We start from the raw sequence: 24,574 nt of genomic DNA on the forward strand, positions 1-24,574 counted from the left end.
CGACGATGGCGCGCCTGACGGAGCCGTCGTCGCGCGGATCAGGGTCGACTTCGGGCGCGCCCTCGCGCCAGGTGCGGCCTTCGCGGCCGCGGGTCGCGCGACTTCGCGCAAGACGCCGCGCCGCGGCTTCCACGCGATCCTCGTCGTTCTCCTCGTCTTCGGCTGCATCGACCGTCTGGCGAATGAGATCGTCGAACCAATCCGCCAGACTTTCTCCCGGGCGCCGGGCCGCCGCGCGCGACGCTTCGCGCGTCTCGAAATCCAGACTCCGCTGATGACGGGAGTGCGCCTTGGTCATGTGGCTACCGGCGGGTCCGACCCGTGGAAAAGGAAACGAAGACGCGAATGGAACCAACGCGGAACGCACGAATCGCGCGACGCGGCGGAAAGCGCGCGCGGCCGCCGGCGACTTTCCGTCAATCAAGGTAAATAAGCGGTTAAGGCGAGGCCTCTGAATAGAGTTTACGTTCACAATTATGAGGCTAGATCACGCTGCGTTTTGGCGGAATCGCCTACACGCGGATGACGTGATCGATTCCAGAGGCTTAGAGCGCGCTTGACGCGAAAAACCGGATTCCACTTTTTCGCAGCGCGCTTTAGAGGCGCGCGCCGCATAACGCAGAACGAATGATAAAAATAGGAGCAGGAGGAATTGTTACAGAAAGATAGAAAATAGCGATGGCGAGGCGGGAGCGGCGACGCCTTGGCTCGCTTGCGCGGCCCGGAGCGCCCCTCTACCTATGAGCCAGTCCAGCCGAGTCGCGGCGCATGGCCGCCGCAACGCAAGGAGGCGTTGATGCCAATCTACAAGGCGCCTGTGGAAGACACGCTGTTCCTTCTCTACGACGTCTTGAATTTCCAGCGTTTCGGCAATCTGTCCGGCTTCGCCGACGGAACCCCTGAGCTGACGGCGCAAATCCTCTCCGAGGGCGGCAAGCTCTGCGAGGAAGTTCTCGCGCCGCTCAACCAGACAGGCGACGCCAAGGGCTGCGCGCGCCATGAGGACGGGTCGGTTTCGACGCCGCCGGGGTTCAATGCGGCGCATGCGGCTTTCGCCGCGGGCGGCTGGATCGGCCTCGCCGCGCCCGAAGAATATGGCGGCCAGGGCCTGCCCTATACGCTCGCCATGGCGATGAATGAATTCGCCTCCTCGGCCAATATGGCTTTCGCCATGTATCCGGGCCTCACGCAAGGCGCGCTCGCCGCGCTGCTGCGCCATGGCAGCGAGGAGCAAAAGAAGCTTTACGCGCCCAATATGGCCGAGGGGCGCTGGTCCGGCACGATGAATCTCACCGAGCCGCAATGCGGCACCGATCTCGGTTTGCTCACCACCAAGGCGCGGCCGCGCGAAGACGGCTCCTATTCCATTACGGGCCAGAAGATTTTCATCTCCGCCGGCGAGCATGATCTGACCGAGAACATCATTCATCTCGTGCTCGCGCGCATCGAGGGCGCGCCGGCCGGCGTGAAAGGCATTTCGCTCTTCATCGTGCCGAAATTCCTGGTCGGCGGCGACGGCGCCCTTGGCGCGCGCAACGGCGTCTCCTGCGGCTCCATTGAAGAAAAGATGGGCATTCACGGCAACGCCACCTGCGTGATGAATTACGACGGCGCGCAGGGTTTTCTCGTCGGCGAAGCTAATCGCGGCCTCAACGCCATGTTCGTGATGATGAACGAGGCGCGGCTTGGCGTCGCCGTGCAAGGCCTCGCGCTGTCCGAGGTCGCCTATCAGAACGCGGCGCTTTACGCCAAGGAGCGGCTGCAGGGACGCGCGCTCACGGGACCCAAGAACCCCGACGGGCCGGCCGATCCGATCATCGTGCATCCCGACGTGCGGCGCATGCTGCTCGAGATCAAGGCCTTCAACGAAGCCGCGCGCGGCCTCGCGCTCGCGGCCGCGCTCGACAGCGACATCGCGCATCGCTCCGAGGACGCTTCCGCGCGGCAGACGGCGGAGGACCGGCTCGGCCTGCTCACGCCGGTGCTCAAGGGCGTCTTCACCGACATGGGCTTTGAAAATGCGGTGAAGGCGCAACAGATTTTCGGCGGCTCCGGCTATATTCGCGAAACCGGCATGGAGCAGTTCGTGCGCGACGCGCGCATCGCCATGATCTATGAAGGCGCGAACGGCATTCAGGCGCTCGACCTCGTCGGCCGCAAGCTGCCGCGCGACGGCGGACGCGCGATCATGGCCTTCTTCAAGGAGACGGCTGAGCTGCTCGCGCCGCTCGCCGCCGACGAGGCGACGAAGCCTTACGCCGCCCCCGTGCAATCGGCGCTTGACGATCTGCAAAAGGCGACCATGTGGCTGATGCAGAACGCCATGACGAAGCCCGACAACGCCGGCGCGGCGTCCTATGACTATATGCATCTTCTCGGCCGCGTCGCGCTTGGCGCGATGTGGACGCGGATCGCGCAGGCGGCGCTGGAGACCAAGGCGCGCGAGCCGGAGCAATCCGCGCGCATGGACGCCAAGCTGTTGACGGCGCGCTTCTACATGGAGCGCATGCTCCCCGAAACACGCCTGCGCCTCGCGCGCATCACGAGCGGCGCCGACACGATGATGTCGTTCGCCGAGGAGATGTTTTAAGGCAGTCGGGCTTCGGCAGTCGGCAATCGTGACGTCCGACTGCCGAAGCCCGACTGCCGACTGCCGCTACAGGAGACGACATGCCCGACGCTTTCATCTACGACGCCGTTCGCACGCCGCGCGGACGCGGCAAGCCGGACGGTTCGCTGCATGAGGTCTCTTCGCTCGGCCTCGCCGTCACCGCGCTCGGCGCGATCAAGGAGCGCAACAAGCTCGAAGGGCCGGAAATCGACGACGTGATCCTGGGCTGCGTCGATCCCGTCGGCGAAGCCGGCGGCGACATCGCTCGCGCGGCGGCGATCTCGGCCGGCTACAGCTTCAAGGTTCCCGGCGTGCAGATCAACCGCTTCTGCGCCTCGGGACTCGATTCGGTGAATTTCGCGGCCGGCGAGATCATGTCCGGCCAGCACGATCTCGCGATCGGCGGCGGCGTGGAGAGCATGAGCCGCGTCGGCATCGGCGCCTCCGGCGGCGCGTGGCCGGTCGATCCGACCATCGCCATCCCCTCCTATTTCATGCCGCAGGGCGTCTCCGCCGATCTCATCGCGACGAAATACGGCTTCTCGCGCGCCGATGTCGACGCCTACGCCGTGCAATCGCAGCAGCGCGCGGCGAAGGCCTGGGCGGAAGGCCGCTTCAAACATTCGATCGTGCCGGTGAAGGACGTGAACGGCATCACGCTGCTCGACCGCGACGAGCATATGCGGCCCGCGACCGACATGCAGACGCTCGCGAGCCTCAAGCCCTCCTTCGCCTTTTACGCGGAACAGGGCGGCTTCGACGCCGTCGCCATTCAGGCGCATCCCGACATCGAGAAACTCGATTACGTGCATCACGCCGGCAATTCGTCGGGCATCGTCGACGGCGCCGCTGCGGTGCTCGTCGGCTCGAAGGAGGCGGGCGAGAAACATGGCCTAAAGCCCCGCGTAAAAATACGCGCCTACGCCAATATCGGTTCGGAGCCGGCGCTGATGCTCACGGGCCCGGTCGACGTGACGCAGAAAGTGCTAAAGCGCGCCGGCATGTCGCTTTCCGACATCGACCTCTTCGAGGTGAACGAGGCCTTCGCCGCCGTGGTGCTGCGCTACATGCAGGCCTTCGATCTCGATCCCGCCAAGGTCAATGTCAATGGCGGCGCCATCGCCATGGGCCATCCGCTCGGCGCGACCGGCGCCATGCTGATGGGAACCGCGATCGATGAATTGGAGCGCTCGGGCAAGAGCGTGGCGCTGGTGACGCTCTGCATCGGCGCCGGCATGGGCACGGCGACGATCGTCGAGCGGGTGTAAAGGTGGGGCAACAAATGTTGATCGAGGAAGCACACTCTCTTGAGAGTCTGTGCGCCGGTCTTCAAAATATTGATATCGCCGTTCCAGGACGCGGGAAAGGCCGCGAGAACAAGCATCGCGAACGATGGACTATTTGCCGCTTGGTGGCAACGTTAGCCGCGAATGAGCAGCTTCGTTTTCCTTTATCGTTGGATCGCCGCTCGCCGCCGCATCCTGACTACTTACTGTCGCTAAACAGCAGCGCTATCGGCGTAGAAGTGACCGAAGCAACATACCACGACTACAGCCGCTGCCTTGACCTACTAGGTAGCGAGTATCCTCTCGCTTGCCTCGACGTAGGTCTTTTTGTTCCGGCGCGATACGATGCTTCTGGAAACCGAATTCCGGTGCCAGAAAGTGTCTATCGATCGCAATTAGAACAAAACACACTGGTCTCGGAAGGATGGTCCTCTCCCGAACCAGATTGGGTTCGCGCTATTCGGGCTAGCATAGATAGCAAGCAGGCGCGGCTACTCAAGTATTACCAACACGCGAGCGTCACCAATTGGCTGGCAATAAAAAGTAATTTGCCTTGCGAGGGTATCGAACTCAAAAAAGCGATGAATGCTCTGTGCGATGAACTAAAATCTTATTGGCAAGAGCCTCGGCACTTTGAGCAGATTTTTATCGAGCGCGGGGATGTCATTATCTCCATCTCTTCGCGTGGTTGGACGCGATTCGAAGTTAATAATCTCTGGGAAGCTGCGAACGGTACATCCGAGCTCAACGCGTGAGTAAATGCCAATAGGGGGAAGCCGATGGGAAAACACGGCGCAAACAAAACAAAGCCGAACGCTCGCCGCCAAAAGAGCGACCCCATCCGTGGTCAATCATCGGGCGAAAAACAAACCCTCGCGGAATTCCTGATGAATTCGCCGCTTCGTGGCTCTGACATCGATCTCGAAAGGATACATGAGATGCCACGAGAGATAGATTTTGGGTTCGAAGACGATGAAGACGAATCGGGCAAGGAGTCGTGAAATGAACCTCGTCAACTTCCGTTTCGAAACCGGCGCCGACGGCGTGGCGCTCGCGATTTGGGACATGCCCGAACGCTCCATGAATGTCATCACGCCCGAGGTGATGGACGAACTGGAGCAGATCGTCGACAAGGTTTCGTCCGACGCCGCGATCAAGGGCTGCGTCATCGCCTCGGGCAAGAACGCCTTTTCCGGCGGCGCGGATCTTTCCATGCTGCAACAGGGCGCGGCGCAATACGCCAGGGCGCTCAAGGAGCGGGGCGAGGAAGCGGCGAATAAGGAATTCTTCGACTTCTCGCGCCGTCTCTCGCTCCTCTATCGAAAGCTCGAGACGAGTGGCAAGCCCTTCGCCGTCGCCATCCATGGCGTGTGCCTCGGCGGCGCCTTCGAGCTTGCGCTCGCCTGCCACTATCGGGTGATGGCCGACGACGACAAGACCAAAGTCGGCCTGCCTGAAATCAAGGTCGGGCTTTTCCCCGGCGCCGGCGGCACGCAACGCGTCGCGCGCATCATGCAGACGGGCGATGCGCTGCAATTCCTGTTCAGGGGCGATCAGGCGAAGCCGAAAGCCGCGCTCGGCGCCAAGCTCGTGCATGAGATCGCGCCGAAAGCGGAAATCGTCGAGCGCGCCAGGGCGTGGATTGTTAACGGCGGCAAGGCGCAGGCGCCCTGGGACGCGAAGGACTTCAAAAATCCTTCCGGCAAAGTCTTCTCGCCGACGGGCATGATGATCTGGCCCGCCGCCAACGCCATCTATCGCCGCGAGACATACGACAATTATCCCGCCGCCAAGGCTATTTTGCACGCGGTCTATGAAGGCCTGCAATTGCCGATGGATCAGGCGCTCACCGTCGAATCGCGCTGGTTCGCCCATATTCTGCGCTCGAAGGAAGCGGCGGCGATGATCCGCTCGCTCTTTCTCTCGAAAAGCGAATTGGAGAAAGGCGCGCATCGCCCCAAGGACATCGGCCCGACAAATCTCAAGAAGGTCGGCATTATCGGCGCGGGCTTCATGGGCGCGGGCGTCGGCTATGTGAGCGCGCTGAACGGGCTCGACGTCGTGCTGATCGATCGCGATCAGGAAAGCGCCGACAAGGGCAAAGCGACGATCGAGAAGCTTATCTCAGGCTCCGTCGCAAAAGGCCGCGCGACGCCGGCGGAGAAAGACGCGCTCCTCGCGCGCATCACCGCCACAGTGGATTACGCGGCGCTCGCGGGGTCGGACCTCGTGCTCGAAGCCGTGTTCGAAGATCGCGGCGTCAAGGCGGAGGCGACGAAACGCGCGCAAGATGTCGTCGGCGCGGATGTGATCTTCGCCTCCAACACCTCGACGCTGCCGATCACCTCGCTCGCGGAGACTTCGCGAAAGCCCGAAAATTTCATCGGCATTCATTTTTTCTCGCCGGTCGAGAAAATGCTGCTCGTCGAAGTGATCCTCGGCGAAAAGACCGGCGACCGCGCGCTCGCGACGGCGCTCGATTTCGTGCGGATCATCAAGAAGACGCCGATCGTCGTCAACGACACGCGCGGCTTCTACGCCAATCGCTGCGTCCTTAACTATATTCGCGAAGGGCAGATCATGCTCGTCGACGGCGTGCCGCCGGCGATGATCGAAAATGTCGCCCGCATGGCCGGCATGCCGGTCGGCCCGCTCTCGCTCAACGACGAAGTGGCGCTCGATCTCGGCTGGAAGATTCTCCAGGCGACGAAGAAGGACCTCGGCGACGGCGCCGTCGATCCGGCGCAGGAGCGCGTGCTGCGCTTCATGGTGGAGGAAAAGGGACGCTACGGCCGCAAGAACGGCAAAGGTTTCTATGACTATCACGCCGACGGCAAGAAAAGCCTGTGGCCCGGCCTCTCGGAACTGGCTGAAAGGCGTCTCGATTCCGACACGCTCGACGTCGCCGAGATGAAGGAGCGTTTCCTTGTCGTGCAGGCGGTCGAAGCGGCGCGGGTGATGGCGGAAGGCGTCCTCTCCGATCCGCGCGAGGCCGATGTCGGCTCCATACTCGGCTTCGGCTTCGCGCCTTTCACCGGCGGCACGATCTCCTATATCGACGGCATGGGCGCCAAGGCCTTCGTGGCGCTCTGCGACAGGCTTACGGAAAAATACGGCCCGCGCTTCGCGCCGCCGCAACTGCTGCGCGACATGGCGGCGAAGGGCGAAACTTTCTACGGTCGTTTCTTGCCGCAAAAGCAGGCGGCATGATGTCGATCCGCGACGAAGCCGCCCGCCCCTGAGCGAGCGGGGACATGACATCGGCGCGGGCGGCAGGTAAAAGACAGGCGAAGCGTGGCTTTTCCAGTCGCGCGCTTTGCGCCCGGGCCATGCCGCAATGTCCTTCTTCGTCCTTCCCTTTCCGACGGTCGATCCCGTCGCGGTGAATATCGGGCCCGCGCCGGTGCGCTGGTATGCGTTGGCCTATATCGGCGGCTTCGTCTTCGGCTGGCTCGGCATGCGCGCGCTCGCGGGCGACGATGCGCTCTGGCTGCGCGGCCAGCCGCGCCCGACGCGCGAAGGGCTCGACGATCTTCTCGTCTATGTCGCCTTCGGCGTCATCGTCGGCGGCCGTCTCGGCCATGTGCTGATCTACGACCCCGCTTATTATTTCGCCCATCCGCTCGAAATATTCCAGACATGGAAAGGCGGGATGGCTTTCCATGGCGGACTGATCGGCGCGGTCATCGGCATGGCGTTTTACGCCCGCCGCAGCCGCCTGCCCTTCCTCACCATCGCCGATATTTGCGCAGCGGTCGCGCCCATCGGGCTTTTCTTCGGGCGGCTCGCCAATTTCATCAAGCCGGAAATGTGGGGACGCGAGAGCGACGTTCCCTGGGCCATGGTCTTTCCAGGCGCGGGCGACATCCCGCGCCATCCGAGCCAGCTCTACGAAGCGGGCCTCGAGGGCGTGGCGCTCGGCCTCATTCTGTTGATCGCCGCGCGTAGCGGCGCCCTGAAACATCCGGGCCTCGTCACCGGCCTCTTCGGCGTCTTCTATGGCGCCGCGCGCATCTTCTGCGAATTTTTCCGCGAGCCGGATCCCGTGCAGGAAGCGCTGCCGAATGGGCTCACCATGGGCATGGTCCTGTCGGCGCCGCTCATCCTGATCGGCGCAGGCGCCATCGTATTTTCGCTGCGCCAAAGGAACGCAACCGCATGAGCGCGCTGAGCGAAGAAATCGCCGCGATGATCCTCCATGATGGGCCGATCACGCTCGAACGCTATATGGCCCTCTGCCTGAGCCATCCGCGCTACGGCTATTACATGACGCGCGATCCCTTCGGCGCGGCCGGGGATTTCGTCACGGCGCCGGAGATCAGCCAGATGTTCGGCGAATTGCTCGGCGTCTGGACGAGCGAGGCCTGGCGCGCGGCGGGCGGCGTTTCGCCCGCGCGCCTTGTCGAGCTTGGACCGGGCCGCGGCACGCTAATGTCGGACGTCTTACGCGTCGCGCGTATCTCGCCGGGATTTCTCGACGCGATTTCCGTGCATCTCGTCGAAACGAGCCCGGCCTTGCGCGAGACGCAGCGACACACGCTCGCCAACGCCGTCAAGCCCGTCGAATGGCATGCGGATTTCGCGGAGGTTCCGCCGGGGGCCGCCTTCATCCTCGCCAATGAATTTTTCGACGCCCTTCCCATACGGCATTTCGTGAAGACGAGCGGCGGCTGGCGCGAGCGCCTCGTCGGCCTCGGCGTCGAGGGGGAACTCGTCTTCGGCCTTTCGGAACAGCTCGAGACGGCGCTTGCCGTTCCCGCGCGGGAAGGCTCCATCATCGAAGTCTGCCCCGCGGCTCAGCGCCTCATGAGCGAGATCGCCGCGCGGCTCGTCGCAGAGGGCGGCGCGCTGCTTCTTGTCGACTATGGCTATCGCCAGACTTCGCTCGGCGACAGTCTGCAGGCGGTTTCGCATCACGCCTATGTCGATCCGCTCGCGGCGCCGGGCGACGCCGATCTCACCGCCCATGTCGATTTCGCGGCGCTCGCCCGAGCCGCGCGCGCGGCGGGCGCGAAAGTGATGGGGCCGGTGACGCAGGCGCAATTCCTGTTGCAGCTCGGCATCGAGCGCCGCGCCGAAGCCCTGTCGAAAAAAGCGAGCCCCGAACAGGCGCAGGCGATCCTCGACGCCTTCGAGCGCCTCACCGGTTCGGACGACGCGCGCCGACAGATGGGCGGGCTTTTCAAGGTGATGGCGGTGATGCATCCCTCGATGCCGGACCTGCCGGGCTTTTTCGTGTAATATATGGCGCGATGACAGCCGAACCGCCCGCGCTGACCGCGCGCAATCTCGATCTTCCCGGCGTGCGGCACGCCTTCTTCACCCGAGAGGGGGGCGTCTCGGACGGCGTCTACGCCTCGCTCAACGGCGGCGTCGGCTCGCGCGACGAAGCGCCGCGCGTCGCCGAAAATCGCGCCCGCATGGCGGCGCGACTCGGCGTCGAGGCCGACCGGCTGCTCGTGCCGTATCAGATTCATTCCGCCGACGCGCTAGTCGTCGAAGCCCCCTGGGCCGCCGAAGCGCGTCCGCATTGCGACGGACTCGTGACGCAGGAGGCGACGCTCGCGCTCGGCGTCACCGGCGCCGATTGCGGCATGCTGCTCTTCGCCGATGCGGCGGCGGGCGTCATCGGCGCCTGCCACGCCGGCTGGAAGGGCGCGCTTGGCGGCATGATCGAGACGACCGTCGCCAAGATGGAGGCGCAGGGCGCGCGCCGCGCCGACATTCACGTCGCTCTCGGCCCGGCGATCGGCGCGACGAGCTATGAAGTCGGACCGGAATTCGTGACGCTCTTTTGCGAAAAGGACGCGGCCTTCGCCGCTTTCTTCACGCCGGCGACGCGCAAGGGCCATGCGACGTTCGATCTGCCGGGCTTCATCGCCGCGCGCGTCGAGGCGCTTGGCGTCGCCTCTTTCGAGAATGTCGGGATCGACACGTACGCCGACGAAGCGCGTTGCTTCAGCTATCGCCGCAGCGTGCATCGCAAGGAGGCGGACTATGGGCGGCTCGTCTCCGCGATCGCGCTTTTGTGACTATTTCGTCGCATAAGTGAACAGCATCGAATGCGGCAGGCCCCGCGGCGGCGGCGGGAAAGGCGCGGCGCGGCGCACCGCCTGAAGCGCGGCGGCGTCGAGATCGGGCGCGCCGCTCGACTTATAAACCGCCTGATGGGTGAGATTGCCCATCTCGTCGATATAGAAGGCGACGATGCCCTTCGACGCAAATGGGCTCGCCCGCACCTGCGGCGGAATATGCATATGCGGCATGATGAGCCCGTAGAGGATCGTCAGATAGGTCGTTTTCGCCTGGCCGCCGCCTACCGGCGAGGGCTTGGGCGGCGCGGCGAGCTTATAATCGGGAATCGGCGCCAGCGCCGCGAGCTGGTCGGCGATGGAATTGGCCTCGCCTTTCTTCGATGGCCCCTGATCCTTGGGCTCGGGTTTTGGCTCTGGCTTCTCCAACGGCGGCGCGCGCTCGATGATTTCCGCGTCGGTCTTGTCGTCGAGCGGCTTTTCCTTCGCCTGCTCGGGCGCCTTGGCCTCGCCCTCGTCGTCCTGCGCGTCCTTGAGCCCCTGCGGCTTATCTTCGCGCGGCGCGATATTTTCCTTCAAAGGCTCGTTCTTCGGCGTCTTGAGCTCCTTAAGCTCCGGCGCGTTGACCTCTGATTTCGTCTTGCTCTCGGCCTTGGGCGCGTCGAAAGCCGGCTTCTCGATCTCCTGCTGCGGCGGAGGCGGCGGCGGCTTCTGTTGCTCTTTCTTTTCGGGCTCGGGCTGCTTCTCCTCCTCCGGCTGTTTTTGCTCCTCCTTGGGCGGGGGCGGCTCGTTGATCACCTCGACCGGAATTTCTTCAGCGACCGGCGGCGCCATACGCGCGAAGCGCCAGTCCTCCCAAAGGAGAAAGGCAAGAAGGCTGAGATGCAGCAGCAGGCAGAGAAGCAGAACGGCGAGAAAGCGCGGACGCCGCGCGAGCGCGCGCCGCCGCTCGACCAAGGCCGAGGCCCATGTCGCGCCAAAGGCGCTTTGTCCGACGCTGTCGTTCATCGCGATGAAGCGCCACCCTTGAGCGCAGGCCCGCCGCGCGGCGAGGCGGGATCCGGCGAAACGCGCCGGAAATCAGGAATATCGCGCGCGAATCCTTGGGGGAAAGCCGCCTCGCGCTTTTCGTAAGATGCTCTGAGCGCCGCCGCTGCCTTCATAATCGATCTGCAAGGATGATCGGGCCGCGCCCGCCATGCGAATATATCCGCCTTTTGGCCAAAACGCGCCCCCGCGCCCAAAGGATGACGCCTTTTGCCGCAGTTATCAACGCGCCAGGACTGCTTATATCCGAGGCGGCCGATTTAAAAGGCGGTGCGCGGACGCCCGCGCAGGTGGGGGGCCATATGCAACGTCTGGCGCAACTGTCTCGCCGCGGGTTTCTCCTTGGCGCCGCGGCCGTCGCCGCGCCTTGGCGGGCCTATGGCGAAGGCCACGCCATGGGTCGGATCGCGCCGAACCAGGCCTCCGAGAGTTTCAATCCGGATGTCGAGATCGAACTGGTCTGCAAGCGCGACCAGGCGCAGATTCTAAGCGGCAAGCCGACGAAAGTGTGGCGCTACGCCGGCAATCTCCTCAAGGGGCCGCCGAACGCGTTGACGGCGTCGGTGGAGGGATATCTCGGTCCGCTGATGCGCTTCGTCAAAGGACAGAAAATCCGCATCCGCCTGCGCAATGACCTGCCCGAGGAGACGATCACGCATTGGCACGGCCTGCATGTCCCCATGCTCATGGACGGCCACCCGATGGCGGCGATCGACCCCGGCCAGACCTATGTCTATGAATTCGAGATGCGCAATCGCGCGAGCATGTATTTCTATCACCCGCACACGCATGAGGCGACGGCGACGCAGGTCTATCGCGGGCTCGCCGGCGCGATCATCGTCGAGGACGAGGAGGAGCGCGCGCTCGGGCTTCCCGCCGGCGAATTCGAAATCCCGCTTATCATCCAGGACCGCTCTTTCGACGACGACAATCGGCTCGCTTACGGCGGCGACATGCATACGAGCATGTTCGGCTTTTACGGCGATCGCATTCTCGTCAACGGCCGTCCCGATTTAAGGCTGGAGGTGGCGAGCCGCGCCTATCGGCTGCGCCTTCTCAATGGCTCCAACGCGCGCATCTACAAGCTCTGCTGGGACGACGGGACGCCGCTGACCGTGATCGGCGTCGACGGCGGGTTGTTGGAGAAGCCTGAGACGCGCCCCTATGTGATGCTGGGGCCCGCGGAGCGCGTCGATCTCTTCGTCGATTTCAGCGGCCGCGCGGTCGGCTCGACGCTGGTCATGCGCAGCGGCCGCTTCTACGGCATGATTCCGCCGATGGCGCAGCGCATGATGGGAAGCGAGCTGATGGTCGGCGACGACTATCCGCTGTTCACGGCGCGCGTGACGCGCGCGACGAGCGACAGCCCGAAACTGCCGGAGAAGCTTTCGACGATAAGGCGCCGTCGCCAGGAAGAGATCGCCAATCCGAACGATCCCATCCCGATCGCCATCACCATGGCGCATATGGCGATGCTGCTCAACGGTCGCTCATACGATCATGAGGATATTCAGCCGCGCGAGCGCATTCCCGTCGATACGGCGCAACTCATCGAGATTTTCCACGAACACGGCCAAATGGGCATGGGCGGCATGGGCATGGGCGGCGCGGGCATGGGCCGCATGGGAATGATGCGCGGCCACATGGGCGGCGGCATGGGGATGATGGGCGGGGGAATGGGCGGAGGAATGGGAATGATGGCCATGATGTCGATGGCGCATCCGATCCATCTGCACGGCCAACCCTTTGAGATCGTCGGCCGCGCATTCGACGACGGCGACGCCGAAGCCTACGCCTCGATTCGCGAGGGCTTCATCGACAGCGGGCTAAAGGACACGGTGCTGGTCGCGCCCGGCGAGCGCGTTAGAATCGTCAAGCCATTCGACGATTTCAAAGGCCGCTTCATGTATCACTGCCACAATCTCGAACATGAGGACGCGGGCATGATGCGGGAGTTTCTGGTCGAATAAGCGCGGCGCCGCGCAAACGCCGCCTTCCGATCAGACAGCTCGAGCAAGCTCTCAAAGTCCGTTAACTTTTTTCGCAGCTTGCTCGAGAGTCACCGGGTTGCTTCTGCGCGCGCGGCTCGCAATGACGGCGTCGTCAGTGCTGCATGCCGCCCATGCCGCCCATCATCCCGCCCATGCCGCCGCCCATCATGTCGCCCATCGACATGCCGACCTTCATCATGCCGGTCAGCGTCTCGCTGGCGATCTTCTTCTGCTCTTCGCTGAGCGCGGTGAACAGCGGCTCGATCGCCGCCTTTTGCGCGCGCACCACGTCGAGATGGTCGACCATATGAGTCTCCATCATCGACAACTTCTGCAGCACGGTCGGCTTGGAATGGTCCATGCGCGTATCGGCGGCGTCGCATTTCTGCTTGGCCTTTTGCGCCGCCGCGCGCCAGGCGTCGGCGAATGCGTTCCACGCGCCCGCTTGCGAATCGGTGAGCTTCAGTTCGGCCTTTAGATAGGCGAGGCGCCCATCGAGATGTTCGGCGAAGCCGCACATCATATGTTTCATCATGCCGCCGCCGGAATGGGACATGCCGTCGGCCTTTCCGCCCGCGCCCTGATCGCCGCCGTGGCTCATGCCCGACATTCCGCCCATGCCGCCCATCATGCCGCCGCCCATCATGCCGCCCATGCCGCCGCCGCCATGGTTCATGCCGGACATGCCGCCCATCATGCCGCCCTGACCGCCGCCGGGGTGATGGCCGGCATGTCCGCCGTCCTCCTTGTTGGCGTCGCTCTTGGACGGCTCTTCCGTTTTGCTCGCGTCCGCGCCGCCCGCTTGCGCTTTGCCGGGGTCCGCCCATTGCGCCGTCGCATTGGCGGCGCCATGGCCCGCATGTTCCGCTTGGCCGTGACTCATCTTGCTGTGATCCATGCCGGCATGATCGGCGTCATTCTGTTGCGCCTGCGCCGAGGAAAATCCGGCGGCGAAGAGCAAGGCGGCGGCGCTCGCCGCAAGGAATCTTTTGTGCGAGATTTTTTTTCGCGTCGTCATGGCGCCCTCCCCTGGCGAATGTCAGGCGTGAAACCTGCCCTCGTCGCGGGTGCGACGAAAGCTATCTGGAGATTCACGCCGATCGTTAAGCGCGCCCAATCTGCGTCGGGCTTGATCGATCGTCCGCGACTTTGTCACATATCAAGTCGTTATGCGATTCGGCGAATCGTCGCGCCGCACGCTTCCAGCATAGTGGCCATGGTCGCGTTCTTGAAAAAAAGCTGCGCGAGCCTGGCGCGGCAATGGATGATGCGTCGCAACGCACCGGCGTTATGCATGCAATAAAAAGCGGCGAGCCTCGCCCGCCGCTCCTGACCTTCCGGCGCTTCATCGAAGATCTCTTGCTATCTTTGCGACTGTTGCGGATTACGCGCGGCATAGGGGTCTTGACGGATCGCGCGCGGCGCCGTCGCTGCGCGCGGCTTAGCGGTTTCTTCCTTATAGCCCGGCTGGCCAACAGCCTGAGGCGCTTTCCATTCGGTCGTGGAGCTTGTTCCCTCTGCTGCGAAAGCATAGCCCGTCGCCATCAGAGCCGCGGCCGCAGCGATAGCGACCGCCAAAGTCTTGGAAGCCATGTTTCTCTCCCTGATTTATCAGCATTTTATGCAACGCCAACAAGGAGTTGCGACGCCATGTCGGCGTGAAAAGAATGCTATAATTTCATGTCAGGGATTATACAGTTTTATGTGCGCCAACTTGACGCATTCATGACGTTTAAGAGGCGCGTCGCGCATGCGGCGCCAGCCTCATCGCAACCGCGCTCAGGCCGCTTTCTTTTCCGCAATTCCCACAAGCGAACGTAAAATGCGGCGCGTGCCGGCAAGGCGCTGCTTCACCCCGTCGAACTCGCGGATGAAAACGACGCGCATATCGGGGCGCACTTTCGCCTGCGTTCCCTGCTCGGCGACGAAACGCACGAGCCCGGCCGGATTTGCGAATTCATTGTCGCGGAAGGACACGATGACGCCCTTCGGCCCCGCGTCGACCTTCTCGACATGGGCGCGCCGGCAAAGGGCCTTGATCGCGACGATCTCCAATAGCTGTTCGACCTCCGGCGGGATGGGACCAAACCGGTCGATCATCTCCGCGGCGAACGCTTCGATGTCCTCATCGGTTTCGAGCGTCGAGAGGCGGCGATAGAGCTGCAGGCGCAGCGTCAGATCGGCGATATAGTCTTCCGGGATCGTCACCGGCGCGCCGATGGCGATGGTCGGCGACCAGACTTCTTCCTGCGGCTCCTCGACGCCGGCTTTCAGAAGCGTGATCGCGTCCGCCAGCATCTGCTGATAGAGCTCGTAGCCGACTTCCTTGATGTGGCCCGACTGCTCGTCGCCGAGCAGATTGCCCGCGCCGCGAATGTCGAGATCATGGCTCGCGAGCTGGAAGCCGGCGCCGAGCGTATCGAGCGTCTGCAGCACTTCGAGGCGTTTTTGCGCCTGCGGCGTGATCGCGCGATTGGCGGGCGTGGTGAAAAGCGCATAGGCGCGCAGCTTCGAGCGCCCGACGCGCCCGCGCAATTGATAAAGCTGCGCGAGGCCGAACATGTCGGCGCGCCAGACGATGAGCGTATTGGCGCGCGGAATATCGAGTCCGGATTCGACGATCGTCGTCGAAAGCAGAATGTCGAATTTGCCGTCATAGAAGGCCGACATTTTGTCTTCGAGTTCGCTCGCGCTCATCTGGCCGTGCGCAATGACGAATTTCGCCTCGGGCGCATTCTCGCGCAGGAAGGCGGCGGCCTCCTCGAGGTCCTCGATGCGCGGACAGACGAAGAAGGCCTGGCCGCCGCGATAGCGTTCGCGCAGCAGCGCCTCGCGCACGATCAGCGGATCGAAAGGAGAGACGAAACTGCGCACGGCGAGCCGGTCGATCGGCGGCGTCGCGATGATCGACAATTCGCGCACGCCGCTCATGGCGAGTTGCAGCGTGCGCGGGATGGGCGTCGCCGAAAGCGTCAGCACATGCACCTCGGCGCGCAGCTCCTTCAAGCGCTCCTTGTGCCCAACGCCGAAATGCTGCTCTTCGTCGATGATGACGAGGCCGAGGTCCTTGAAGCTCACCGTCTTGCCGAGCGCGGCATGGGTGCCGATCAATATCTCGATGCGGCCCTCGGCCAGGTCTTTTTTCGTCTCGCGCGCCTCGGCGGCGCCGACCATGCGCGAGAGCCGGCCGACGCGCACCGGCAGGCCGGCGAAACGCTCGGTGAAAGTCTTATAGTGCTGGCGCGCGAGCAGAGTCGTCGGGGCGACGACGGCGACCTGCCTGCCATTGATCGCGGCGCAAAAGGCGGCGCGCAGCGCGACCTCGGTCTTGCCGAAGCCGACGTCGCCGCAAATGAGCCGATCCATCGGCCGGCCGGAAGCCAGATCGTCGAGCGTCGCGTCGATCGCGGCGAGCTGATCCTCGGTCTCGTCATAGGGGAAGCGCGCGCAGAATTCGTCGTAGAGCCCTTCGGGCGGAACGAGCTTGGGCGCCTGGCGCAACTGGCGCTGGGCGGCGATCTCGATCAGCCCCTTCGCCATTTCGCGGATGCGGTTCTTCATCCGCGACCGGCGCGTCTGCCAGCCGGCGCCGCCAAGACGGTCGAGCTGCGCAGCGCCATCCTCGCCGCCATAGCGCGTCAGCAGCTCGATATTTTCGACCGGCAGATAGAGCTTGTCGCCGCCGGCGTAATGGATTTCGAGACAGTCGTGCGGCGCGCCGGCGGCCGAGATCGTCACGAGGCCGATGAAGCGGCCGATGCCGTGATCGACATGGACGATAAGATCGCCCGCCGTCAGCGCGGCGACTTCGCCGAGAAGATTCTCGCTCGGCTTGCGCTTGCGCCGGCGCCGCACGAGCCGGTCGCCGAGAATGTCCTGCTCGCCGAGAAGGACGTAAGCGTCGGTCTCGAAACCATGCTCGACGCCGAGCACGGCAAGCGAGACGCTTTGCGCCAAGGCTTGCGGGAGCGAGGCGACGCGCGGCAGATCGCGCAGGCCATGTTCGGCGAGCACATGGCCAAGCCGCTCGCAGGAGCCGTCCGACCAGCCGGCGACGATGACTTTCTTGCCCGCGCGGCGCAGCGCCTCGACGTGATCCGCCGCCGCCTGAAACACATTGACGTCGGGCGTATTGCGCTCCGGCGCGAAATCGCGTCCGAGCCGCGCGCCGCAATCGATCGCCTTCTCCCCTTCATGCGCGGCGAAGGGCGAGAATTGAGCGCGGGCGCGCGCCTCCAACCCGTCGCGCCATTCGTCCGGCGTCAGATAAAGCTCGCGGGGCTCGAGCGGCTTATAGTTCGACGCGGCGGGGTCGAGGTCATAGGAGAATTTGCGCGCGTCGTAATAATCCGCGATCTGCTTGAGGCGCTCTTCGGCGGCGTCCGCGACGAGCGGATCAAGCATCAGCGGCGCGTCGCCCAGATAATCGAACAGCGTATCGAGCCGCTCATAGAAAAGCGGCAGCCAATGCTCCATGCCGGGATGACGCCGGCCTTCGCTCACCGCCTCGTAGAGCGCGTCGCCCCGCGTCTGACCGCCGAAACGCGCGGCATAGGCCTGACGGAAGCGGCGCATGGCGTCGCTCGTGAGGCGCACCTCATTCACCGGCGTCAGATCGAGCGCGCGAAGCTGCCCGGTGGCGCGCTGCGTCTCGGGATCGAAGGCGCGGATCGACTCCAGCGTGTCGCCGAAGAAATCGAGGCGGATCGGCGCGGGAAGTCCCGGCGGGTAAAGATCGACGACGCCGCCGCGCTGGGCGTATTCGCCGGTTTCGCGCACGACGCCGGCACGCAGATAGCCGTTGGATTCGAGCCAATGCGCAAGCTCGTCGAGCTTCACTACATTGCCGGGGGCGCAGGCGAAGCTTTCCGCCGCCACCATCTTCAAGGGCGGAACCCGCTGCAACAGGCAGTCGGCGGTGGTGGTGACGACGCGCGGCCGCTCGGCCGAGGATTTGGCGCGGGCGAGGCGCGAGAGCGCCGTCATCCGCCGCGCGACGATCCCCGCATGCGGCGACACCCGGTCGTAAGGCTGGCAATCCCAAGCCGGCATGTCGAGAATTTCGACGTCTGGATTGGCGAAGCGCAGCGCCTCGCGAAACGCCGCCGAGCGCCCGGCGTCGCGCGCGACATGGACGAAGACGGCGGCGCGCCCTTCCGCTTCGCGCGCGAGCGAACGGGCGAGATCGCCGGCGACGAAAGCGTCGAAGCCCTCGGGCGTATGGGCGAAGACGAGCCGCTCGCCCTTGGCGAGCGCGGCGCGGGCGGCGTCGAGCGCCGCGCCGGGCTTCGTCCGTATCGTCGCGTCAGCGGTCAATGAATCGGCCCGTCATGGCGATGGAAGGCGATGATCGCCTTGAGCAGCGGCGTCGCGCGCCCCGGCGGCGGCGCCTCGGCGCCCGAAAGCCAGCGGAAGACCTCATCGTCGGGGAGTTCGAGCAGCGCCTCAAGCTCGGCGAGCGCCGCTTCATCGAGCGTCGCCAGGCGCGCCTCGACGAAGCCGCCCATCAGAATGTCCATTTCGCGCATGCCGCGGCGCCAGGCGCGGACGCGGATGCGCTTGCGACGGATTTCGTCCTCGCCCGGCGCGTCGACGGCCGCTTTCTCGTCTGTCATAGCGCGCGGCTTAGCCCAGCGCGGGGCGAAAGAAAAGCGGGGGGCGGATACGAAGCTTATATAGGTAAGACGCCGCTTTGGCGCCCGTCATGCTTGACTTCGCAAGGCGCGTGGCCTATCCGGCTCATCTCGCGTCCGACGCGTCGCGGGGGAGTAGCTCAGTTGGTTAGAGCGCCGGCCTGTCACGCCGGAGGTCGCGGGTTCAAGTCCCGTCTCTCTCGCCATCAAATCAATTAGATAAAGATAATCGAGAGAGCGCGCCGCCGCGATTTTTCAATTCGCCGCGCCCAGGCTAGCGCAGGTCGATCTCGCTTTCGACGATATGATTGAGCGGCGTGCCCTCGGCTGTCAGCGCCATGCGCAGCTTCAGCCGCCCGCCCTCGACCTTGTGCTCGCGAACAATGCGCTCGATCTCGCGCTGCGAGGTTATGCCGACCTCTTTCAAAAATCGGCGCACGGCCATGTTGAAAGCGTCTTCGTCCATCGTGGTCTCCGTTGCTCTGCGAGACTATCTAGGGCGTGCGGTGAAAGCGTCATTACGAGCGAAGGCACCCCCACCGCTCCGTAGCGCTTCGTCGCGTACGTTCCCTCGAAATGACTGCTCGACCCCAGACCTTCGTTCACTCGCGCCTTCAGAGACAAGGCCGATATTCTGCTCATACAGCAACTTTTCGCACTAAGCGGATCGCGCTGTATCGATGATATCCTGCTTTCACGATTGATGTGCTTCCGCCTATCCCCCGCAGTCGATTGGTTTGGATCCTTGCTCGCTATCAAATATTTTGCAGCATTGATGGAGACGCTTAGCTGTGATTCGCTCGCTCTAGATCGCTTGCAGAAGCAAGCGTTATTTCATGGAGCACTCAATGGTCGAAATCCGATTTGATCTTGCATTTCAGGGCGGCTCCACAGACAAGCACGTTATCGACTTCTATGATGTTGCCTATGCGCTAATGGGATTTGAGCGATCGCTAGCCCTCACAGTGCATGCTGTTTTGAATGATGAGGTAATCACTCAAGCTCCCGCCCTGCGCGGCGCCCAAATCTTCGCGTCACCTCCAGAATCTGGCAGCTGGAAATTGACCGCAGTGGTTGTGACGGGCCTCGGTACTGGAATTTATGCGCTGGGAACCGCGCCTAAAGACCCCCTTAGGAAACGTAATAGCTTCGGCATACGACTATGTTGTCCTAGAAAATCTAGGTTTTCATGTTGATTATGATTCCACTCTGGGGAAGCAAATAGAAAGCCTTCGCGTTTCTGAAAAAAGCCTAAAACTTCCGGACCAGAATAGGCTGGATAGCGTCGTCGAGAAGACCTCCAAAGCGATTGAAGCTATACATAGACCTATAGTAAGTTCAAGAAGCGCCGAAAGTGCTGAACTTAAGCTATCCTATTCTGGCAAACCGACAACAATTAAATTTGATAAAGAAACATACGATTATGTATCTTATTCTTCTATAAGCGACATCTCCCATAAGCATGAAGGCAGGATATCTAGCTATAACATAAATACCTATAAAGGCAGAATATTTTTGGCTGAATATAACAGGTCATTGCCTTTCGAACTAGCAGAAACCGCTCGCGTAGATCGTGTTATTTCGCTTGTCACCCGAAGCCTGTACCGTAGTGCAAACCGCAACACTGGAGACCCACAGTTGCGCATCAAAGCCCTTGAAGTATTGAGTAGGTCTGGCCAGCTAAAAAAACTTTTAATCGTCGAGCTAACAGAGTAGCTACCCCGCCTTCGCCACTTCGCGCTGGGCGAAGCCCAGACGAATATTCAGCTCATGCAGCAGATGCTCGGCCGCCACCGGAATATTCGTGCCGGGCGGAAAAATCGCGGCCGCGCCGGAATCGTACAAAGCCTGGAAATCGTCCGGCGGAATGACGCCGCCGACGACCATCATGATGTCGCCGCGCCCGGCGCGCTTCAGCGCGTCGCGCAGTTCCGGCGTCAACGTCAGATGACCGGCGGTCATGGTGGAGACGCCGACGATATGCACATCGGCCTCGGCCGCCTTTTGCGCCACTTCGTCCGGCGTCGCAAAGAGATCGCCGATAATGACGTCGAAGCCCATATCGGCGAAGGCGGAGGCGATCACCTTTTGGCCGCGGTCATGCCCGTCCTGGCCCATCTTGGCGACGAGAATGCGCGGCTGGCGGCCGGTGTTGTCCTTAAAATCGCGAGTCATCCCGACGACGCGGCCGACCTGCGCGCTGTCCTTGCCGGCTTCCTTCGCATAGACGCCGGAGATGACGTTGGCCTTAGGCTTATGGCGCGTGAAGATTTTTTCGAGCGCATATGAAATTTCGCCGACGCTCGCCTTGGCGCGCGCGGCCTTCACCGCGAGATCGAGCAAATTCGCGCCAGATGTCGCGCCCTCGGTCAAGGCGTTAAGCGCCGCTTGCGTCGTCCCCTCGTCCCGTTCGGCGCGCAGGCGCGAAAGTTTCTCAAGCTGCGCGGCGCGCACGGCGGCGTTATCGACCTTCAGCACATTGGGCTTGGCGTCGTTTTCCGGCTGATATTTGTTCACGCCGACGACGATTTGCGTTCCCGTGTCGATGCGCGCCTGGGTTTTAGCGGCCGCCTCCTCGATGCGCTGTTTCGGCACGCCGGCGGCGATCGCCTTGGCCATGCCGCCGAGCGTCTCGATCTCCTCGATATGCGCCCAGGCTTTCTTGGCGAGTTCGGCGGTGAGGCGTTCGACGTAATAGGAGCCGCCCCAGGGATCGATGACGCGGGTTATGCCGCTTTCCTGCTGCAGCACGATCTGCGTATTACGGGCGATGCGCGCCGAAAAGTCGGTCGGCAAGGCGAGCGCCTCGTCGAGCGCATTGGTGTGCAGCGACTGCGTATGGCCCTGCGTCGCCGCCATGGCCTCGACGCAGGTGCGAATGGCGTTGACGTAAACGTCCTGCGCGGTCAGCGACCAGCCAGAGGTCTGGCAATGGGTGCGCAGCGTCAGGCTCTTTTCGGATTTGGCGCCGAGATCCTTCATCAGCCGCGCCCAGAGCAGCCGCGCGGCGCGCAGCTTCGCCACCTCCATGAAGAAATTCATGCCGATGGCGAAGAAGAAGGAAAGCCGCGGCGCGAAAACGTCGATATCGAGTCCCGCGGCGACGCCGGCGCGCACATATTCAACGCCGTCGGCGAGCGTATAGCCCAATTCGAGATCGGCGGAAGCGCCCGCCTCCTGCATGTGATAGCCGGAGATCGAGATCGAGTTGAACTTCGGCATATGCGTGGAGGTATAGGCGAAAATATCCGACACGATGCGCATCGACGGGTCGGGCGGATAGATATAGGTGTTGCGCACCATGAATTCTTTGAGGATGTCGTTTTGAATCGTGCCGGTGAGCTTTTCGGCCGGAACGCCCTGCTCCTCCGCGGCGACGATGAAAAGCGCGAGAACCGGCAGAACGGCGCCGTTCATCGTCATCGACACCGACATCTGATCGAGCGGAATGCCGTCGAACAGCGTGCGCATGTCGTAGATCGAGTCGATCGCGACGCCGGCCATGCCCACGTCGCCCGAGACGCGCGGATGGTCGGAGTCATAGCCGCGATGGGTTGCGAGATCGAAGGCGACGGAGAGGCCCTTCTGTCCTGCGGCGAGATTGCGGCGATAGAAGGCGTTGGAGTCCTCGGCCGTCGAGAAGCCGGCATATTGGCGGATCGTCCAGGGCTGGGCGACATACATGGTGGGATAGGGCCCGCGCACATAGGGCGCGACGCCGGGAAAGCCGTCGACGAAGGAAAGCCCCTCAATATCCGCCGGCCCATAGGCGTTCTTCACCTCGATCCCTTCGGGCGTCAGCCAGCGGCGCGGTTCGGTCGCTTCGGGCGGCGCGACGGGAGCGAAGGGAATGCTGGTGAAATCGGGGATCGCGGACATTCTTTCCTCGGGTTTTCTCTCCCTTTCCTCATAGACCAGAGCGGCTTGCCCCGCAAAGCCGGGCGCCGCAAGCGGCCGATACGGGCGTGAACGAGACGCGGCAGCCTCGGCTACTTGCCCTTCCGAACAGGCGCGGACTACAGTCCCGGCCATTCGGAAATGGCGCGCCTCGCGCCGCCGAACGCCAAATTGGAGAGGAAAACATGCGCCGTTTCCTGAGCCTCGCCCTCATCGCAACCTATTGCCTGGGCGTCGCGCCGGCTGGAGCCGCGCCGGGAGGTCAAATCCCCGACGAGGTGAAGGAAAAATGCAAATCCGACTATGGGAAGCTGTGCAGCGGCGTCATGCCGGGCGGCGGGCGCATTCTCGCATGCTTTCAGGCCCATATAGACGAAGTCACGCCGGACTGCCGCGCGGCGCTCGCCAAGATCAAGAACTGACCGGCGCTTCGCCCAGTCGCCGCCTCCAATCTTCCACCTTTCGGCTGTCGATGCGCTTTCGCGCAAGATCGCGCCAGTTTTGGGCGAGCTCCGGCAGCGCCGCCATCTCGGCGAGCTCCTCGAAAGCGCGGGGGCGCTCGTAGAGCAGAGCGAAAAGCCGCGCGAGCGGCCAGGAGGGGCGCGGCCGCTCGATAAGCCGCAGCGCGTCCCCGGGCCGCGCCGCGCCGGTTTCGAGCACGCGATAATACCAGCCGCAGCGCATGCTCTCCTGCGTGCGCCGCGCCATGTCGCGCCGGCCGAAGCGCAAATTGAGCGTGAGACAGGGCTGACGGCCCTGGCTCACCTGCAGGCGCGCGCCCCCGAGCGCGAAGACGTCGCCGACGCAGACCTTATCCTCGGTGAGTCCCAGCGTCGAAATATTCTCGCCGAAGCCCGGCGCGCGCCACTCGTCGCCAAGCTCCGGCAGACTCGCGCGCCAGGCCGCGTAATGTTCGCGCGGATAATGATGCAGCGCCTTTTCGGCCCCGCCGTGATGGCGCCGGTCGGCCTGATCGTCTCCGACAAGGCCTTCCGCTTCGATGCGCCAGGGCGGGGCGAGCGGCTCCTTGAAGATCGCGCTTTTACGGCCGGGCGCGACGGGGCGCGGACGGCCGGCGTAAAGCGCATCGATTTCAACGTCGATCATCGCGCCGCGCCAAACGGCCGCTAATTCTGGATGGAGCCGAGATAGGCGAGCAGCGCCTCGATCTGCGACGCATTCAGACGGAACTCCGGCATCTCGTCGCCCTCATGGCCGACGACAATGCCTTCGCCAAGCGCCTCTTCGAGGTCGCGCAATGGATATTTGCGCGCCAGATGGCGGAAGGGCGGCGATTTGGGATTGGCGCTCTCGCCCCGCGCGCCGACCGCATGACAGCCGCCGCAGTTTTTCTCGGCGATCGCCCGCCCGCGTTTGAGCAATTGCGCATCGGCGGGCGCGGCCTCTACGCCCGCGACCGAGGCCGCGAGCAGCACGGAAAGGGCGAGCGGGATCGGCTGAAATCGGCGCATGATTCTCACGCCTCTTCGCGGACCACGAGCACGGAGCATTTGGCGTGGCGCACGATGGTCTTGGCGTTGGAGCCGAGAAGATAAGTGGCCATGGTCGGACGATGCGAGCCGACGACGATGAGGTCAGCTCCCCATTCATCGGCCTCCGCCAGCACTTCCGGATAGACCGCGCCGAAACGCACGATCGAGGAGACCCGCTCCAGCGGATAGGAGATTTTATTGCGAAGGGCTTCGAGGTCCTTCTCGGTCGCCTCGCGCATCTCATCGTCGAAGTTCGGCGGAATATAGTCGATGAAGGCGGTGGGCACGAGCGGCTGGACATTAACGAGGCGAAGCTCCGCGCCCTCGCTCGCCTTCGCCTGCGCCACGGCGGCGGCGAGGGCGGGCTGCGTCACTTCCGCTTCGCTGATGTCGACCGCCACGAGTATTTTCTTATACATGCCCGCCTCCTCCTGCGCGCGGCGCGCTCGCCGGCCCCTCATCCATATCGCGCCGATCCGCCCCGCCACAAGCGCCGGCGCGAGGCGACGAATCATCGCGCCTCTTTAAGTTTAAGTCGAATGAAAGCGGGGGAAGAGACAATCGCCGCCGCGCAAGATGCGATC

General features: G+C 63.5%; 23 protein-coding genes and 1 tRNA gene. 13 read left to right on the top strand and 11 right to left on the bottom strand.

Going from position 1 to position 24,574, the window contains the following annotated elements:
• Window positions 1-298 (bottom strand): hypothetical protein (locus V3H18_RS10610; RefSeq protein ID WP_332082014.1); only part of this gene is annotated, 298 nt, incomplete at its 3' end.
• A 498-nt stretch (window positions 299-796) separates the two neighbouring features.
• Here V3H18_RS10610 and V3H18_RS10615 point away from each other — a divergent pair.
• The 8 genes from V3H18_RS10615 to V3H18_RS10650 all read left to right on the top strand — a co-directional run bounded on the left by V3H18_RS10615 (window position 797) and on the right by V3H18_RS10650 (window position 9,929).
• Window positions 797-2,590 carry an acyl-CoA dehydrogenase C-terminal domain-containing protein gene (locus tag V3H18_RS10615; protein WP_332082015.1) on the top strand — a complete coding sequence of 598 codons (1,794 nt, stop codon included), beginning with the start codon at window positions 797-799 and terminating at the stop codon, window positions 2,588-2,590.
• A gap of 80 nt (window positions 2,591-2,670) precedes the next feature.
• Window positions 2,671-3,879 (top strand): acetyl-CoA C-acetyltransferase, encoded by a 1,209-nt coding sequence (locus V3H18_RS10620; RefSeq protein WP_332082016.1) that lies wholly within the window; start codon window positions 2,671-2,673, stop codon window positions 3,877-3,879.
• A 14-nt stretch (window positions 3,880-3,893) separates the two neighbouring features.
• A complete protein-coding gene (locus V3H18_RS10625; RefSeq protein WP_332082017.1) occupies window positions 3,894-4,652 on the top strand; it encodes a hypothetical protein in 759 nt (252 codons plus the stop codon).
• Between the two features lie 24 nt (window positions 4,653-4,676).
• Entirely contained in the window at window positions 4,677-4,898 is a 222-nt protein-coding gene (locus V3H18_RS10630) for a hypothetical protein (RefSeq protein WP_332082055.1), read from the top strand.
• Between the two features lies 1 nt (window position 4,899).
• Window positions 4,900-7,107: a 3-hydroxyacyl-CoA dehydrogenase NAD-binding domain-containing protein gene (locus V3H18_RS10635; protein ID WP_332082018.1), complete on the top strand. Its 2,208-nt coding sequence runs from the start codon at window positions 4,900-4,902 to the stop codon at window positions 7,105-7,107.
• Between the two features lie 127 nt (window positions 7,108-7,234).
• The gene (gene lgt / locus V3H18_RS10640; RefSeq protein ID WP_332082019.1) at window positions 7,235-8,059 is read left to right on the top strand and encodes a prolipoprotein diacylglyceryl transferase; all 825 of its coding nucleotides are present in this window, start codon (window positions 7,235-7,237) and stop codon (window positions 8,057-8,059) included.
• Window positions 8,056-9,138 (top strand): class I SAM-dependent methyltransferase, encoded by a 1,083-nt coding sequence (locus V3H18_RS10645; protein WP_332082020.1) that lies wholly within the window; start codon window positions 8,056-8,058, stop codon window positions 9,136-9,138. The genes lgt and V3H18_RS10645 overlap by 4 nt, the downstream gene beginning before the upstream one ends.
• Window positions 9,139-9,149: 11 nt before the next feature.
• On the top strand, window positions 9,150-9,929 hold the full coding sequence (locus tag V3H18_RS10650) for a polyphenol oxidase family protein (RefSeq protein ID WP_332082021.1): 780 nt from the start codon (window positions 9,150-9,152) through the stop codon (window positions 9,927-9,929).
• Here V3H18_RS10650 and V3H18_RS10655 read toward each other — a convergent pair whose 3' ends face one another.
• The gene (locus tag V3H18_RS10655) at window positions 9,930-10,937 is read right to left on the bottom strand and encodes a TonB family protein (protein ID WP_332082022.1); all 1,008 of its coding nucleotides are present in this window, start codon (window positions 10,935-10,937) and stop codon (window positions 9,930-9,932) included.
• Between the two features lie 341 nt (window positions 10,938-11,278).
• Between V3H18_RS10655 and V3H18_RS10660 the strand changes: the two genes are divergently transcribed.
• Window positions 11,279-12,946: a multicopper oxidase family protein gene (locus tag V3H18_RS10660; RefSeq protein ID WP_332082023.1), complete on the top strand. Its 1,668-nt coding sequence runs from the start codon at window positions 11,279-11,281 to the stop codon at window positions 12,944-12,946.
• 133 nt (window positions 12,947-13,079) lie between these two features.
• On the opposite strand, the gene V3H18_RS10665 is transcribed toward V3H18_RS10660, so the two are convergent.
• The 4 genes from V3H18_RS10665 to V3H18_RS10680 all read right to left on the bottom strand — a co-directional run bounded on the left by V3H18_RS10665 (window position 13,080) and on the right by V3H18_RS10680 (window position 18,582).
• Complete coding sequence (locus V3H18_RS10665) at window positions 13,080-13,985, bottom strand: Spy/CpxP family protein refolding chaperone (protein WP_332082024.1); 906 nt, start codon at window positions 13,983-13,985, stop codon at window positions 13,080-13,082.
• Window positions 13,986-14,329: 344 nt separating this feature from the next.
• Window positions 14,330-14,560 carry a hypothetical protein gene (locus V3H18_RS10670; RefSeq protein WP_332082025.1) on the bottom strand — a complete coding sequence of 77 codons (231 nt, stop codon included), beginning with the start codon at window positions 14,558-14,560 and terminating at the stop codon, window positions 14,330-14,332.
• Window positions 14,561-14,746: 186 nt separating this feature from the next.
• On the bottom strand, window positions 14,747-18,283 hold the full coding sequence (gene mfd, locus V3H18_RS10675; protein WP_332082026.1) for a transcription-repair coupling factor: 3,537 nt from the start codon (window positions 18,281-18,283) through the stop codon (window positions 14,747-14,749).
• On the bottom strand, window positions 18,280-18,582 hold the full coding sequence (locus V3H18_RS10680; RefSeq protein ID WP_332082027.1) for an FAD assembly factor SdhE: 303 nt from the start codon (window positions 18,580-18,582) through the stop codon (window positions 18,280-18,282). Before V3H18_RS10680 ends, mfd begins: the two co-directional genes overlap by 4 nt.
• A 147-nt stretch (window positions 18,583-18,729) precedes the next feature.
• Between V3H18_RS10680 and V3H18_RS10685 the strand changes: the two genes are divergently transcribed.
• Window positions 18,730-18,806: transfer RNA gene (locus tag V3H18_RS10685), tRNA-Asp, on the top strand.
• A gap of 68 nt (window positions 18,807-18,874) precedes the next feature.
• On the opposite strand, the gene V3H18_RS10690 is transcribed toward V3H18_RS10685, so the two are convergent.
• Window positions 18,875-19,066 carry a DUF6494 family protein gene (locus V3H18_RS10690; RefSeq protein WP_332082029.1) on the bottom strand — a complete coding sequence of 64 codons (192 nt, stop codon included), beginning with the start codon at window positions 19,064-19,066 and terminating at the stop codon, window positions 18,875-18,877.
• A 382-nt stretch (window positions 19,067-19,448) separates the two neighbouring features.
• Here V3H18_RS10690 and V3H18_RS16700 point away from each other — a divergent pair, with 382 nt between their 5' ends.
• Together V3H18_RS16700 and V3H18_RS10695 are read left to right on the top strand one after the other, a co-directional pair.
• Window positions 19,449-19,796 (top strand): DUF7946 domain-containing protein, encoded by a 348-nt coding sequence (locus V3H18_RS16700; protein ID WP_456299375.1) that lies wholly within the window; start codon window positions 19,449-19,451, stop codon window positions 19,794-19,796.
• Window positions 19,702-20,316 carry a DUF7946 domain-containing protein gene (locus V3H18_RS10695; RefSeq protein ID WP_332082030.1) on the top strand — a complete coding sequence of 205 codons (615 nt, stop codon included), beginning with the start codon at window positions 19,702-19,704 and terminating at the stop codon, window positions 20,314-20,316. Before V3H18_RS16700 ends, V3H18_RS10695 begins: the two co-directional genes overlap by 95 nt.
• Here V3H18_RS10695 and scpA read toward each other — a convergent pair whose 3' ends face one another.
• The gene (scpA, locus tag V3H18_RS10700; RefSeq protein ID WP_332082031.1) at window positions 20,317-22,479 is read right to left on the bottom strand and encodes a methylmalonyl-CoA mutase; all 2,163 of its coding nucleotides are present in this window, start codon (window positions 22,477-22,479) and stop codon (window positions 20,317-20,319) included.
• A 203-nt stretch (window positions 22,480-22,682) separates the two neighbouring features.
• Here scpA and V3H18_RS10705 point away from each other — a divergent pair, with 203 nt between their 5' ends.
• Window positions 22,683-22,919 carry a cysteine rich repeat-containing protein gene (locus V3H18_RS10705; protein WP_332082032.1) on the top strand — a complete coding sequence of 79 codons (237 nt, stop codon included), beginning with the start codon at window positions 22,683-22,685 and terminating at the stop codon, window positions 22,917-22,919.
• Here V3H18_RS10705 and V3H18_RS10710 read toward each other — a convergent pair.
• The 3 genes from V3H18_RS10710 to V3H18_RS10720 are packed head-to-tail and all read right to left on the bottom strand — an operon-like array spanning window position 22,909 to window position 24,409.
• The gene (locus V3H18_RS10710) at window positions 22,909-23,604 is read right to left on the bottom strand and encodes an MOSC domain-containing protein (RefSeq protein WP_332082033.1); all 696 of its coding nucleotides are present in this window, start codon (window positions 23,602-23,604) and stop codon (window positions 22,909-22,911) included. The two genes, V3H18_RS10705 and V3H18_RS10710, sit on opposite strands and share 11 nt — an antisense overlap.
• A gap of 20 nt (window positions 23,605-23,624) precedes the next feature.
• On the bottom strand, window positions 23,625-23,969 hold the full coding sequence (locus V3H18_RS10715) for a c-type cytochrome (protein WP_332082034.1): 345 nt from the start codon (window positions 23,967-23,969) through the stop codon (window positions 23,625-23,627).
• A 5-nt stretch (window positions 23,970-23,974) separates the two neighbouring features.
• Window positions 23,975-24,409: a universal stress protein gene (locus V3H18_RS10720; protein ID WP_332082054.1), complete on the bottom strand. Its 435-nt coding sequence runs from the start codon at window positions 24,407-24,409 to the stop codon at window positions 23,975-23,977.
• Window positions 24,410-24,574 lie beyond the last annotated feature (165 nt).

The sequence above is a fragment of the Methylocystis borbori genome, assembly GCF_036576025.1.
Taxonomy (GTDB): Bacteria; Pseudomonadota; Alphaproteobacteria; order Rhizobiales; family Beijerinckiaceae; genus Methylocystis; species Methylocystis borbori.

Bases quoted from the DNA above. Each gene is read 5' to 3' on its own strand.
- V3H18_RS10695 (WP_332082030.1), top strand. From the start codon at position 19,702: ATGCGCTGGGAACCGCGCCTAAAGACCCCCTTAGGAAACGTAATAGCT.
- V3H18_RS16700 (WP_456299375.1), top strand. From the start codon at position 19,449: ATGGTCGAAATCCGATTTGATCTTGCATTTCAGGGCGGCTCCACAGAC.
- V3H18_RS10650 (WP_332082021.1), top strand. From the start codon at position 9,150: ATGACAGCCGAACCGCCCGCGCTGACCGCGCGCAATCTCGATCTTCCC.
- V3H18_RS10705 (WP_332082032.1), top strand. From the start codon at position 22,683: ATGCGCCGTTTCCTGAGCCTCGCCCTCATCGCAACCTATTGCCTGGGC.
- V3H18_RS10625 (WP_332082017.1), top strand. From the start codon at position 3,894: ATGTTGATCGAGGAAGCACACTCTCTTGAGAGTCTGTGCGCCGGTCTT.
- V3H18_RS10665 (WP_332082024.1), bottom strand. From the start codon at position 13,985: ATGACGACGCGAAAAAAAATCTCGCACAAAAGATTCCTTGCGGCGAGC.
- V3H18_RS10660 (WP_332082023.1), top strand. From the start codon at position 11,279: ATGCAACGTCTGGCGCAACTGTCTCGCCGCGGGTTTCTCCTTGGCGCC.
- V3H18_RS10690 (WP_332082029.1), bottom strand. From the start codon at position 19,066: ATGGACGAAGACGCTTTCAACATGGCCGTGCGCCGATTTTTGAAAGAG.
- V3H18_RS10715 (WP_332082034.1), bottom strand. From the start codon at position 23,969: ATGCGCCGATTTCAGCCGATCCCGCTCGCCCTTTCCGTGCTGCTCGCG.
- V3H18_RS10680 (WP_332082027.1), bottom strand. From the start codon at position 18,582: ATGACAGACGAGAAAGCGGCCGTCGACGCGCCGGGCGAGGACGAAATC.
- lgt (WP_332082019.1), top strand. From the start codon at position 7,235: ATGTCCTTCTTCGTCCTTCCCTTTCCGACGGTCGATCCCGTCGCGGTG.
- V3H18_RS10630 (WP_332082055.1), top strand. From the start codon at position 4,677: ATGGGAAAACACGGCGCAAACAAAACAAAGCCGAACGCTCGCCGCCAA.
- V3H18_RS10620 (WP_332082016.1), top strand. From the start codon at position 2,671: ATGCCCGACGCTTTCATCTACGACGCCGTTCGCACGCCGCGCGGACGC.
- V3H18_RS10710 (WP_332082033.1), bottom strand. From the start codon at position 23,604: ATGATCGACGTTGAAATCGATGCGCTTTACGCCGGCCGTCCGCGCCCC.
- V3H18_RS10720 (WP_332082054.1), bottom strand. From the start codon at position 24,409: ATGTATAAGAAAATACTCGTGGCGGTCGACATCAGCGAAGCGGAAGTG.
- V3H18_RS10635 (WP_332082018.1), top strand. From the start codon at position 4,900: ATGAACCTCGTCAACTTCCGTTTCGAAACCGGCGCCGACGGCGTGGCG.
- V3H18_RS10655 (WP_332082022.1), bottom strand. From the start codon at position 10,937: ATGAACGACAGCGTCGGACAAAGCGCCTTTGGCGCGACATGGGCCTCG.
- scpA (WP_332082031.1), bottom strand. From the start codon at position 22,479: ATGTCCGCGATCCCCGATTTCACCAGCATTCCCTTCGCTCCCGTCGCG.
- V3H18_RS10670 (WP_332082025.1), bottom strand. From the start codon at position 14,560: ATGGCTTCCAAGACTTTGGCGGTCGCTATCGCTGCGGCCGCGGCTCTG.
- V3H18_RS10645 (WP_332082020.1), top strand. From the start codon at position 8,056: ATGAGCGCGCTGAGCGAAGAAATCGCCGCGATGATCCTCCATGATGGG.
- V3H18_RS10615 (WP_332082015.1), top strand. From the start codon at position 797: ATGCCAATCTACAAGGCGCCTGTGGAAGACACGCTGTTCCTTCTCTAC.